Origin of the sequence: Microbacterium sp. PRF11 (genome assembly GCF_031844085.1) — a bacterium.
Classification (GTDB): domain Bacteria; phylum Actinomycetota; class Actinomycetes; order Actinomycetales; family Microbacteriaceae; genus Microbacterium.
In genome coordinates, this window is sequence record NZ_JAUZUP010000004.1 from 124,542 (window position 1) to 137,171 (window position 12,630).

Consider the following 12,630-nt stretch of genomic DNA (forward strand, 5'->3'; position numbering starts at 1 on the left):
AGCGCGACGTCGACCGCCGGTCGGGGTCGCGCGAGGAGTTGCGAGACCACGGTCGTCCATTCCGGGTCGCCTGCGCGGTGCGCGGCGTCGAGACACGCGAGACAGGCGGTGCGGCCGGGGACCACGACCGGGCCGATCGTGGCGCTGGCGCCGTCGAGCACGAGCGGGGCGTGAGTGATGTCGTCGCGCATGAGCCCGGACACGCGCCGAGGGTCCACCCGGTGCGCGGCGAGCACCACGACGCGGGTTCCCACCGGAACCGCCTCGGTCGCCTCGCCCGCCCAGTGCAGCACCGGCGTGCGTGCGGCGAATGCCGCGAGCACGGCGCGCACCACCCGGGCGGGCAGATCGTCGGCCGTCTGCACGGCGATCGGCGCGTGACGATGGCGTCGCGCCAACGCGGGCAGGACGGCGACGAGGAACGCCTCGATGTCGCCCTCTGCTGCGCCGTGCAGTCGAGCGAGCGCCCGCACCTCGGCGCGCGAGGTCCCACCGACGAGTGAGGCGACGACCACATCGACCCAAGGGGCGGCGATCGGTGCGATGGCCACGGCCGGTGCACCGAATTGCACGCGCCCGTCTTCACGCCAGAGCGGGGGATGAGCGGAATCGAGTCGGATCATCGCCCGATCATGTCGCCCCCGCCGGTTCCGGATGCCGCTGTCCCCAGCGCCGCATCGCCTACCCGCCGTGGGGAGGAGCCGCCATGTCGCCCCCGCCGGTTCCGGATGCCGCTGTCCCCAGCACCGCATCCCCTCACCGCCGTGGGGAGGAGCCGCTATCTCCGGAAAACGGAGAACGCCCGCGGGACACCGTCCCGCGGGCGTTCTCGTACGATCACACCGGCCGCTGGTCGCCCGGAGCACCCTGGTCGTCGTCGCCGCCGGACCCCTGCCGGTCGCGAGACGCATCCGGATCGATCGAGCCGTCGCCCTGCGCCGGAGATCCGGCGCCGTCTGCGGCATCCGGAGTCTCGTCGGCGGAGCCGGACCCGGCGGAGGGCTCGGACGCGGCCGCCTCCTCCGCGAGCAGCTGGGCGAGCGCGTCGTCCATGGCGTCGGAGGGAGCGGCCTCGCCGCGCGACTCGGCGGTCAGGCGGGCGATGAGCGCGGCCGGGTCGTCGATGTCCTCCGAGGTGGGCATGAGGTCGGGGTAGTCCCACAGCGCATCGCGGCCGGAGGCGCCGACGGCGTCGGTGACGGCGCGCCACATGGCCGACGCCTCGCGCATGCGGCGCGGGCGCAGCTCGAGGCCGACGAGGGAGCCGAGCGCCTGCTCGGCGGGACCGCCCACCGCGCGGCGTCGACGCACCGCCTCGGCGATGCGGGCCGCGGCGGGAAGTCGCGAGGTGGCGTCCTCGGTGACGACGTCGACCCAGCCCTCGATCGTGGCGAGCAGGTTCTCGAGGCGGGTGAGGGCCGCGGTCTGCTCCTCCGAGCGCTCCGGCAGCAGGGCACCGCTCTCGAGCGCCCTGCGCAGTTCGTCGGGCTGCGACGGGTCAAAGCGCGTGGCGAGTTCCTCGAGGGCGTCGGTGTCGACGCGGATGCCGTGGGCGAAGTCGCGCACCTGCGAGATGACGTGCAGGCGCAGCCACCGCGCGTGGCGGAACAGCCGGGCGTGCGCGAGCTCGCGGGTGGCGAGGTACAGCGCCAGCTGGTCGTCGGGGATCTCGAGGTCGCGGCCGAAGTCGGCGAAGTTCTGCGGGAGGATTGCGGCGTCGCCGTCGGGCATGAGGGGGATGCCGACGTCTCCGCCGCCCACGACCTCGGTGGAAAGACGGCCGACGACCTGACCGAGCTGCGTGGCGAAGAGCGAACCGCCGACGGTGCGCATGAGACGGCCGGCACCGGCGATCATCTCCTGCATGTCGTCGGGAGCCTGCTGACCCAGGGCGGCGGTGAGCGCGTCGGCGATGCTGGTGGCGACGGGCTCGGCGAGCTCCTGCCACACCGGCAGCGTCGCGCTCACCCAGGCGCCGCGGGTGACGGCGCGCGCCGGGCGGGGGAGGTCGGAGATGGTGGTGGCCTCGCCGAGCCACAGGCCCGCGAGGGTGAACGCCTGGTCGAGGTCGGTGCGCTGGCCGCTGGTGACGCCCAGGCCGTCCTGGTTGGCGATGTGCAGCGCCTGGCGCTCGGTGACGCTCCAGTCGATGCCGTCGCTCGTGCCGTTGAAGGCCCCCTGCAGCTGCGCCATGACGGCCTGCAGCATCGCGGGGTCGATCTGCATGCCCGACAGCCGCGAGAGCTGCTCCGGGTCGATGCCGCTGACGTCTCCCGAGAGGAGGCGACGCATGAGCTCCTGGAACTCCTCCTCGGGGTTCCGGTCGTCGTCTGCCACTTCAGCCGCCTTTCAGCCAGGTCTGGGGGAACGGGTTCTACGCTAGTCGCACGCTTCCCCGCATCAGTCGGCTCGGCCTCTCGCCGCTTACGCCGCGCGCGAACGACCCGGCAAAGGATTGAGACCGTGACCCTGTTCGATGAGAACGTCTCCGTCGTGCCCGCACCCCGACAGAAGTGGCGCCGCGGCACGGTCATCGGCGTCTGGTCGCTGACGCTCGCGGTCCTCATGCTCTTCGTGCTGACGTTCGTGCCCTCTGCATACGTCATCCAGCAGCCCGGCCCGGTGTACAACACCCTCGGCAGCACGACGAACGCCGACGGTCAGGAGGTTCCGCTCATCTCGGTGCCGAACGAAGACGACGACACCACCACGGGTCAGCTCGACCTGCTGACGGTGCAGGTCAGCGGCAACCGCGAGCGCACGCCGTCGTGGATCGAGCTGGCCATGGCGTGGTTCGACCGGTCGCGCGCGGTCGTGCCGATCGACCGCATCTTCCCGGCCGGTCAGAGCACCGAGCAGCGCAACACCGAGAACGCCGCCCTCATGACCGACTCCCAGCGCGAGGCCAGCGCCGCCGCCCTGCGCGAGCTCGGGTACGACGTTCCCCAGCAGATCGGCGTCATGTCGGTCGACGACTCCGGCGCCTCGGCCGGGGTCCTGCAGCAGAACGACGTGATCACCTCGATCGACGGCGTCGCCGCGACCAGTGTCGACGCCGTTCGCTCCGCGGTCCAGGATGCCGCCGGAGCCCCCGTCACGGTGGGCTTCGAGCGCGACGGCAAGGCGTCCACCGCGCAGGTCACCCCGCGGGCGAGCGACGCCGGCGACGGGACGCAGCAGTACCTGCTCGGCGTGGGGCTGGTGGTCTCGTTCGACCTCCCCGTCGACGTCACGATCCAGCTGAACGATGTGGGCGGCCCCAGCGCCGGCATGATGTTCGCGCTCGGCATCATCGACAAGATGAGCCCCGGCGACCTCACCGGCGGTCAGCACATCGCCGGCACCGGCACGATCGACGCCGACGGCAATGTGGGCCCGATCGGTGGCATCCGTCAGAAGCTCTACGGAGCTCGGGATGCCGGTGCCACCTGGTTCCTGGCACCCGAGGCGAACTGCAACGAGGTCGTGGGCCATGTGCCCGACGGCATCCGGGTGTTCTCCACCGCCACGCTCGAGCAGTCGCTCACCGTGCTCGAGACCATCCGCGACGGAGGCGACCTCGACGCCCTGCCGACGTGTGGTTCGGGATCGTAGCATTCACGGCTTTCCCCGAGAAGGCCGCGCCTAGGATGGTCGAGTGACCACGACCTCAGCGCCGAACCAGGCCACGCCGCCGAACAGATCCCGTCGGATCATCTCGATCACGTTGGCGGTGATCGCCGCTCTCGTCGTGGCGTTCTTCGTCTTCGCGAACCTGTACTCCGATTGGTTGTGGTTCTCGCAACTGGGCTTCACCGGCGTGCTGACCACCCAGTGGATCGCACGCACGATCATGTTCGTCGTGGGCTTCCTCGCGATGGCCGTGCCGGTGTGGGGCGTCATCCAGCTGGCCTACCGCCTGCGTCCGGTGTACGCGCGGCTGAGCTCGCAGCTCGACCGCTACCAGGAGGTCGTCGAGCCGCTACGTCGCCTGGCGATGTGGGGCATTCCGATCTTCTTCGGCTTCTTCGCCGGTTTCGCCGCCTCCGCCCAGTGGGAGACCACGTGGCTGTGGATCAACGGCGTCGCCACGAGCGTGACCGACCCGCAGTTCGGTCTCGACACCGGCTTCTACCTGTTCGGGATGCCGTTCTACGCGGCCGCCCTCGGGTTCGCCTCCGCGGTGGTGCTGGTCTGCCTGCTGCTCACCGGCGTGGTGTCGTATCTCTACGGCTCGGTCCGCATCGGCCAGCGCGAGCTGCGCATCTCGAAGGCCGCGCGCATCCAGCTCGCCATCCTCGCCGGCGTGTACCTGCTGCTGCAGGGTGCGAGCCTGTGGCTCGACCGCTTCCGCACGCTCGTCGAGCCGGGTGAGCGCATCACCGGTCCCGGCTACGTCGGCGCGAACGCCGTCATCCCCGGTCAGACCATCCTCGCCATCGCCGCGATCATCGTCGCTCTGGCGTTCTTCGTCACCGCGTTCGTGGGCCGCTGGCGCTACCCGCTCATCGGCACCGCGCTGCTGGTCGTCTCGGCGATCGTGGTGGGTGCGGCCATCCCGTGGGCGGTCACCACGTTCCAGGTGCGTCCGAACGAGCTCAACCTCGAGAGCCAGTACTACCAGCGCAACCTCGACGGCACGAAGGCCGCCTACGGCATCGACCGGGTCGAGAAGGAGAACTTCCAGGCGACGACCCAGGCCGAAGCCGGTCAGCTGCGCAACGACGCCGAGTCCACCGCGCAGCTGCGCATCATGGACCCGGCGATCATCGGCCCGACCGTCCGACAGCTCGAGCAGTACCGCGCCTACTACCAGTTCACCAACCCGCTCGACGTCGACCGCTACACGATCAACGGTCAGACGCAGGACACCGTGGTGTCGCTGCGCGAGCTGAACATCGGTCAGCTCGGCGACGCCGCGTCGTGGCAGAACACCACCCTCGTCTACACGCACGGCTACGGCATGGTCGCGGCCGCCGGCAACGAGCGCACCGCCGACGGCGACCCGGTGTTCCTGGAGCAGGCCATCCCCGGCACGGGCTTCCTCACCGACCTCAACTACGAGCCGCGCGTCTACTTCGGCGAGAGCTCGCCGCAGTACTCGATCGTCGGCGCACCCGAGGGCACCGACCCGATCGAGCTCGACTACCCGCTCGGCGCCGACGGCGGTACCGAGACGCGCACGACCTTCGCCGGCAACGGCGGGCCGAGCGTCGGCAACGTCTTCAACCGTCTCATCTACGCGCTGAAGTTCCAGTCGGAGCAGATCCTCTTCTCCGACAGCGTGAACGAGGACTCGCAGATCCTGTACGACCGCGACCCCAAGGAGCGCGTGCAGAAGGTTGCCCCGTACCTGACCCTCGACAGCGACCCGTACCCGACGGTCGTCGACGGACGCATCAAGTGGGTCATCGACGGCTACACCACGAGCGCGAACTACCCGTACTCGTCGAGCGTCTCGCTCTCGCGTGCGATCGCCGACTCGAACAACCCGGCCCCGACCTACGCGCTGGATGACATCAACTACATCCGCAACTCGGTCAAGGCCACGGTCGACGCCTACGACGGTTCGGTGAACCTCTACGCGTGGGACGATCAGGACCCGCTGCTGCAGGCGTGGCAGAACATCTACCCGTCGTCGCTCAAGCCCTGGAGCGACATGTCGGCCGACCTCATGAGCCACGTGCGCTACCCCACCGACCTCATGAAGGTGCAGCGCTCGATGCTCGGCGTCTACCACGTCGACGACGCGGTGTCGTTCTACCGCCAGGACAACCGGTGGACCACGCCGAACGACCCGCAGGACCCGCAGACCTTCCAGCCGCCGTACTACCTGACGATGAAGATGCCCGGTCAGGACGACCCGAGCTACTCGATGTTCACGAGCTTCATCCCGGCATCCCAGGGCGGTCAGGCGCGCAACGTGCTGACCGGCTACCTCGCGGTCGACTCCAACGCGGGCGCCGAGCAGGGCACGAAGCGCGACGACTACGGGCGTCTGCGCATGCTCGTGATCGACTCGGCGACGACCGTCCCCGGCCCCGGTCAGGTGCAGAACACCTTCGACTCCGACACGGCTGTCTCGTCGCAGATCAACATCCTCCAGCAGGGTCAGTCGCAGGTGCTCAACGGCAACCTGCTGACGCTCCCGGTCGGTGGCGGTCTGCTGTACGTGCAGCCGGTGTTCGTGCAGTCGTCGGGTGACACGAAGCTCCCGCAGCTGCGGCGCGTGCTCGTGGCCTTCGGCAACGAGATCGCGTTCGAGAACACCCTCAGCGAGGCCCTCGACACGCTGTTCGGCGGAGACTCGGGCGCCAACACCGGAGACGAGACGGTCACCCCGTCCGATCAGGGCGAGGGCGGCTCCACCGGAGGCGACACCGGAGGCACGGTCACCGTTCCGGCCGACTACGCCGCGGCTCTGCAGGAGGCCAGCTCGGCGCTGCAGGCGCGCCAGGCAGCGCTGACGAGCGGCGACCTGGCGGAGTTCGCCGTTCAGGATGCCCGCCTCACCGCGGCCGTCCAGCGCCTGCTCGACCTCGAGGCCCAGGGCCAGGGCGGGGCGAACTCCGGTTCGACGTCCGAGTCGACCCCCGGCACCGACGCCACGCCCGCGGGCTGACACGCTCCGCCGACGCCGGCGCTCCGCTCGCGCGGGGCGCCGGCGTCGTCGTTCCGCCGCTTGCGCGGGCGCCGGCGTCGCTGACGTTCCGCCGCTTGCGCGGGGTGCCGGCGTCACTGACGTTCCGCCGCGCGTTTCCCCGCGCATCGCTATCGCCCGCGCCCCTCCCCGCGCATCGCTATCGCCCGCGCCTCTCCCCGTCGAGTGTCCAAGACACGCCGCATCCCGCGCCCCCGTCGAGCGTCCAGAACACCCGGACGCGTTCCGAAAACGTCCGGGTGTCTTGGACACTCAACCCACAGAAACCCCGGGCGGCGCGGCCCCGACGCCGCGGAGAACACCGCCACGCCTCACGCGCTGAGGAACCACCACCAGATCAGCAGCATCGTCGTGCCGAACCCCGCGATCTGGTTCAACCACAGGAAACGGTTCCAGCCGGCGGTGGCGCGGTCGCTGTCGGCATCCGTCACGTTCCGGTAGGGCCAGCACACGACGAGGTACGGCACGACGAGCACCGCCGCCAGCGGCCCCGGCCACGCGGTGAACAGCATGGCCACGCCGGCCAGGGCGTACGCGACGAGCGCGAAGCGGACGGTCCACCGGGCTCCGCGGGCGGTGGCGATCGACGAGATGTCGGCGGCGCGGTCGGCCTCGACGTCCTGCACGGCACCGAAGGCGTGCGAGGCGATGCCCCACAGCGCGAACGCCACGAGCACGAACACCAGCTGCGGCGTCCACACGGCCCCGGCCAGCACGAGACCGTACACGGCGGGCGAGAAGAAGTGGATGCTGCTGGTCATCGAGTCGGCGAACGGCCGCTCCTTGAGCCGCAGCGGGGGCGCGGAGTAGAACACGACGAAGAACAGGCTCAGCGCCAGCACCAGCCACGACAGCGGCGACCCGATGATCACGAGGTACACCACGAACGGCAGGCACGTCAGCGCCGACGCCCACAGCGTGATGGGGTGCATGCGCTTGTCAAGCACGGCGCCGTGCGTGCCGCCCTTGCGGGGGTTGCGCAGGTCGGACTCGTAGTCGAACACGTCGTTCACCCCGTACATCGCGAGGTTGTACGGCACGAGGAAGAACAGGATGCCGACGATCAGTGGCGCATCGATCTGCCGCGTGGTCAGCAGGTAGGCGGCGGCGAAGGGGAACGCCGTGTTGATCCAGCTCACCGGACGCGACGAGACGAACAGCTCCCGGACGATGCGCCCGGGGGTGAGGGCGGGGAGGGTCATGCGGCATCCTTCGGGGACGGGGGAGCGGAGAGCAGCGTGCACACGGCCGGCACGAGGAACGCCGCGCACAGGGGATAGGCGAAGTCCTCGATCGGGGCGAGCCCCAGCTTCAGGCCGCTGAGATGCTCCTGAGGATACGAGAACAGGTCGACGGCGATCATGAGGTTGTCGAACACGAGAGTGAGGCCCACGAGCACGAGGGCGGTGAGCCCCGAGGATGCCATGCGCTCACGGAACCGTGGACGCCTCACCGTCGCGAGGGTCACGAGCACCGTCACGACGACGAACGGCAGCACGATCAACGGGTAGGTCATGAGCGCCGCCGCCCCTCGGCATCCGACGCCCCCGCGGCACCGGACGCCCCGGCGACACCCGAAGCCCCGGCGCCCCCCGAAGCCCCGCCAGAATCCTCGGCGCCACCCGAGCCCCGACGCCCCCGAGCCACCGCCCGCCGCTCGAACACGGCGAACATCACCACGGCCAGGTAGCTCAGGAACAGCAGGAAGAAGATCTCCTCGAGCGGCAGGTGTGGTGCGAGGACCACGCCGACGAACAGCGGGCTCTCGCCCTTGACGAACACGCCCGTGACGATGCCGACGAGGTCCCACGCGAGGAAGAACGCCGTGCCCACGAGGACCGCGACGACGGTGCGCGCCGGAGCGACCCGCAGCGCGAGCGAGTACTTCCAGTCGATCAGCATCATGCCGGTCAACGAGAAGAGGATCGCGCCGAGGTAGATCCCCGGCATGTCAGACCGCCGCGCGCGCGGGTTCCGCCAGGGGGCCGGGGGTCTTGTCGCCGGTCATGCGCTTGACGACGAGCTCGGCCGAGATGAGGCACATGGGCAGGCCGATCCCGGGCAGCACCGACGTTCCCGCGTAGTACAGGTTGTCGACCTTGCGCGAGCGGTTCTTGGGGCGGAAGATCGCGCTTTGATTGAGGGTGTGCGCGAGTCCCAACGAGTTGCCGTGCCAGGCGTGCAGGTCTTCCTTGAAGTCCTCCGGCGCGATCGTGCGGCGAACAACGATGCGTTCGGCGAAGTCCGGGATGCCGATCCACTCGCCGATCTGCGCGATGACGCGGTCCGCGGCCTTCTCGATGCGGTCGTCGCCGGCGCCCGAGACGCCGCCGCGGCCGCTGTCGGGGTCGGCGGGCACGGGGACGAGCACGAAGAGGTTCTCGTGGCCCTCGGGCGCGACGGAGTCGTCGGTGGCGCTGGGGCGGCAGATGTAGATCGACGCGGGGTCGGGGATGCGCTTGTTCTCGCCGAAGATGTTGTCGAAGTTGGTGTGCCAGTCGTCGGTGAACAGCAGCGTGTGGTGGGTGAGCTGGGGGAGCTCGCCCTTCACGCCGAGCAGCAGCAGCAGGGCACCGGGGCTCGGCACCTTGTCGTCCCACCACTTCTCGGGGTACTGGCGGTCCTTCTCTTCGAGCAGGTGGTTCTCGGTGTGGTGCAGGTCGGCGCCCGAGACCACGGCATCCGCCGCGATGACCCGGCCGTCGGCGAGACGCACTCCGCGCGCGGTGCCGGCTTCGGTGATGATCGCCTCGACGGGCGAGGACGCCTCGATCTGCACGCCGCGCTCGCGCGCGAGCCGTTCGATGGCCTTGATGATCTCGGTCATGCCGCCGCGGGGGTAGAGCACGCCGTCGCCCAGGTCGAGGTGGCTCATGAGGTGGTACAGGCTCGGCACCTCGAAGGGGGAGCCGCCGAGGAACACCGCCGGGTAGGCGAGGATCTGCTGCAGCCGCGGGTTGTGGAAGTCGCTGGTGATGCGCTTCCACAGCGAGCGGGTGAGCAGCGGGATGAGCGTGGGCAGGCGCTTGACCAGCGAGGGGTCGCGCAGTCCCTTCGTCGACGAGTACGGGTCGTAGAGGAATTTCGACGTCGAGAGCTCGTAGGCGTCCTTCGCGGAGTCGAGGTACGCGAGCAGCTTGTCGCCCGAGCCGGGCTCGTGCTTCTCCCACAGTGCACGTGCGGCCTCGCGGCCCGAGACGATGTCGATCGGCTCGCCCTTCCCGGGAGGGCCGAAGACGCGGTAGGCCGGGTCGAGGCGGACGAGGTCGAGCTGCTCGTCGGCGCTGGTGCCAAGCAGACGGAAGAAGTGGTCGAACACCTCGGGCATGAGGTACCAGCTGGGGCCGGTGTCGAAGCGGAAGCCGTCGGCCTCCCACGATCCGGCGCGTCCGCCGAGCGCGTCGCGCGCTTCGAAGAGCTGGACGTCGTGGCCGCGGTCGGCCAACAGGGCGGCGGTGCCGAGACCGGCGATTCCGCCTCCGACGACGACGATGCGCTGGGCGCTCATGGGCGGGGACCTTTCGGTGGACGCCCGAGGAGGGCACGGGCGGCGAGGGTGGCTTTGACGCCGTCGGGGACGCGCACGCGGGGCGCTCCCGCGGGCGAGAGGCGAAGGCGGCGCGACAGTTCGGCGAACAGGTCGTGAGCGGTGGTCACGGCGGCGCGGCAGTCGGGCGGCAGGTGGGGGATCACGGATGCCGCGGCGGCGAGGTCGGCGTCGATCCGGTCGAGCACAGCGACGCGGCGGTCGTCGTCGGCGGCGCCGTCGAGGTAGTCGCGGCCGAGGCGGTCGGCGTCGTCGTCGAGGTCGCGCAGGAAGTTGACGTCCTGGAAGGCCGCGCCCAACCGGCGGGCGCCGTCGACGAGGTCGGCGGCCGGGCGGGCGGGGGCCGACATCCCGGCGTTGAGGAACACCTGGAGGCACATGAGCCCGACGACCTCGGCCGAGCCGTAGACGTACGCGTCGTGCGACAGGTCGTCGTGGGCGGCGGTGTCGATGTCGGTGCGCATCGATGCGAAGAACGGCGCGATCAGCTCGTCGGTGATGCCGCACTGGCGCGCGGTCCGTGCGAAGGCGTGCACGACGAGGTTGGCGCTGAAGCCGGTGGCGATGGCATCCCGAACCTCGGCCTCGAGACCGTCGAGCACCTCGCGTTCCCGCTCGGGGGTGAGCCCTGCGTCGTGGGCGGGTCCGTCGACGATCTCGTCGGCGACGCGTACGAGGGCGTAGATGTTGCGCACGTGCGGGCGGGGGCGCGGGCCGAGCAGGCGCGCCGCGATGCCGAACGAGGTGGAGTAGCGGTTGATGACGGCGGCCGCGGCGTCGTCGGCCGTCTGCGAATAGAGTTCGAGGCCCGTGGGAGCCGTGCTCACGGAACGCGCTCCGTGACGGAGTCGACGAGGTCGAGCAGCATCATCTGGCACGGCGAGGGCAGGGTCGATCCGGTGACGATGAGGGTCGCCTCCTCGAGCGTGTCGTAGACGAGGCGTTCGAGGGCGAGGCGGGCTCCGGATGCCGAGAGCGCGGCCTGCGCGGCACGGATGGCCACGGGGCCGGTGTGCGCCTGCGCGAGCGCCTCGCTGACCTCGGGCCAGTTCTCGGTCTCGCGGGCGAGCGAGATGAGGTGCGTCTTCTTGGCCTCGCGGAGGTCGCAGCCCTCGTCTTTGCCCGAGACGGCGGTGGAACCGAAGGCGCCGATGAGGTCGTCGATGAGCTGGTAGGCGAGGCCGAGGCGTTCGCCGAAGCGCTCGAGCGCGTGCTGCACGGCGTCGTCGGCGTCGGCCATGACGGCTCCGGCCTGCAACGGCGCCGAGAACGAGTAGACGGCGGTCTTGTCGCGCGTGGCCTTGAGAACGGTCATGGGGTCGACGTCGCCGGCCGAGACGGCGTTCTCGACGTCGGCGAGCTCTCCCGCGGCCGAGACGAGCACGGCGTCTTCGACGAGGGTCATGAGCGTGGCGCGCATCTTGGCGGGGATGTCGGCGAGGGCGACGAGGCGTCCGGCCTCGTGCAGCAGCAGGTCGCCGGCGAGGATGCCCGCGGCATCGCCGAGGAGCGCTGCGCCGTGGTCGTCGGCGCCCTTGTCGATTCCGCGCTGGCGGAACTCGCCGCTGATGTTCGGGATGCCGCGGCGCTCGAGGTCGTGATCGATCACGTCGTCGTGCACGACGAACGCGGTGTGCAGCAGTTCGAAGGCCGCGGCCACCTGGTACAGGCCCGACAGGGGCACGGCGTCGCCGTCGAGCGTGTCGTATGCGGCGGCGACGAGAAGCGGGCGGAAGCGCTTTCCGCCGGTGGTGGCGCGGCGGATCGCGGATGCCAGGGCCCGGGCGCCTTCGCCCTGGGAGATCATGCGGTGCTCGAGGCGCTCGAGGGCGGTCTCGATCGCGTCTTCGATCTCTTCGCGGGCAGTGGGGGCGGCGGGAAGGATGATCACGAGGCTCTCCTCACGGCGGGTGGGGTCTCGAAGAGGTGGAGTTGCTGCGCCTGCAGCACGAGCCAGGGGCTGAACGCCCACGGGGTGGCCTCGAGCGACGCGGCCAGATCGAGGGGGTCGACCCAGCGGTACTCGGCGACCTCGTCGGGGTTGGGCTGCGGCTCGTCGTCGGTGCGGGCGATGTAGACGGGGCAGATCTCGTGCTCGACGATGCCGGAGGCGTCGACCGCGCGGTAGCGGAAGAGCGGGAGGGCGAGTTCGAGGTCGCGGACGGTCAGGCCCACCTCGAACTCGGCGCGGCGGTGCACGGCGGAGAGCACGGGTTCGGCGGGGCCCGGGTGGCCGCAGAACGAGTTGGTCCAGACGCCGGGCCAGGTCTTCTTGTGCAGCGCGCGGCGGGTGACGAGCACCTGGCCCGCGCTGTTCATCACGTGGCACGAGAACGCGAGATGCAGCTGGGTGTCGGTACCGTGGACGTCGGCCTTGAGTGCCGTGCCGATCTCGTTCCCGAAATCGTCCAGGAGGACGACATACTCGGTCTCGCTCATCGTG

General features: G+C 70.4%; 10 protein-coding genes. 2 read left to right on the top strand and 8 right to left on the bottom strand.

Translation table 11 applies throughout. The features are described from left to right. Positions 1–837: 837 nt before the first annotated feature. Complete coding sequence (locus Q9R20_RS11985) at positions 838–2,337, bottom strand: zinc-dependent metalloprotease (RefSeq protein ID WP_311249552.1); 1,500 nt, start codon at positions 2,335–2,337, stop codon at positions 838–840. A gap of 126 nt (positions 2,338–2,463) precedes the next feature. Here Q9R20_RS11985 and Q9R20_RS11990 point away from each other — a divergent pair, with 126 nt between their 5' ends. After that, complete coding sequence (locus tag Q9R20_RS11990; RefSeq protein WP_311249553.1) at positions 2,464–3,594, top strand: S16 family serine protease; 1,131 nt, start codon at positions 2,464–2,466, stop codon at positions 3,592–3,594. Positions 3,595–3,637: 43 nt separating this feature from the next. Then, positions 3,638–6,601, top strand: a complete 2,964-nt coding sequence (locus Q9R20_RS11995; RefSeq protein WP_311249554.1) for a UPF0182 family protein — start codon at positions 3,638–3,640, stop codon at positions 6,599–6,601. A 350-nt stretch (positions 6,602–6,951) separates the two neighbouring features. On the opposite strand, the gene Q9R20_RS12000 is transcribed toward Q9R20_RS11995, so the two are convergent. Genes Q9R20_RS12000 through idi form a run of 7 tightly spaced genes read right to left on the bottom strand, consistent with a single transcriptional unit; the run spans position 6,952 to position 12,626 of the window. Beyond that, a complete protein-coding gene (locus Q9R20_RS12000) occupies positions 6,952–7,842 on the bottom strand; it encodes a prenyltransferase (protein ID WP_311249555.1) in 891 nt (296 codons plus the stop codon). After that, entirely contained in the window at positions 7,839–8,156 is a 318-nt protein-coding gene (locus Q9R20_RS12005) for a lycopene cyclase domain-containing protein (RefSeq protein WP_311249556.1), read from the bottom strand. The genes Q9R20_RS12000 and Q9R20_RS12005 overlap by 4 nt, the downstream gene beginning before the upstream one ends. Next, on the bottom strand, positions 8,153–8,590 hold the full coding sequence (locus Q9R20_RS12010; protein ID WP_311249557.1) for a lycopene cyclase domain-containing protein: 438 nt from the start codon (positions 8,588–8,590) through the stop codon (positions 8,153–8,155). Before Q9R20_RS12010 ends, Q9R20_RS12005 begins: the two co-directional genes overlap by 4 nt. Before the next feature lies 1 nt (position 8,591). Continuing rightward, positions 8,592–10,148: a phytoene desaturase family protein gene (gene crtI, locus Q9R20_RS12015; RefSeq protein WP_311249558.1), complete on the bottom strand. Its 1,557-nt coding sequence runs from the start codon at positions 10,146–10,148 to the stop codon at positions 8,592–8,594. After that, positions 10,145–11,014, bottom strand: coding sequence for a squalene/phytoene synthase family protein (locus Q9R20_RS12020; protein ID WP_311249559.1), 870 nt, complete (start codon positions 11,012–11,014; stop codon positions 10,145–10,147). The genes crtI and Q9R20_RS12020 overlap by 4 nt, the downstream gene beginning before the upstream one ends. Next, positions 11,011–12,078, bottom strand: a complete 1,068-nt coding sequence (locus Q9R20_RS12025) for a polyprenyl synthetase family protein (protein WP_311249560.1) — start codon at positions 12,076–12,078, stop codon at positions 11,011–11,013. The genes Q9R20_RS12020 and Q9R20_RS12025 overlap by 4 nt, the downstream gene beginning before the upstream one ends. Further along, the gene (gene idi / locus Q9R20_RS12030; RefSeq protein WP_311249561.1) at positions 12,075–12,626 is read right to left on the bottom strand and encodes an isopentenyl-diphosphate Delta-isomerase; all 552 of its coding nucleotides are present in this window, start codon (positions 12,624–12,626) and stop codon (positions 12,075–12,077) included. Before idi ends, Q9R20_RS12025 begins: the two co-directional genes overlap by 4 nt. Positions 12,627–12,630: the final 4 nt, after the last annotated feature.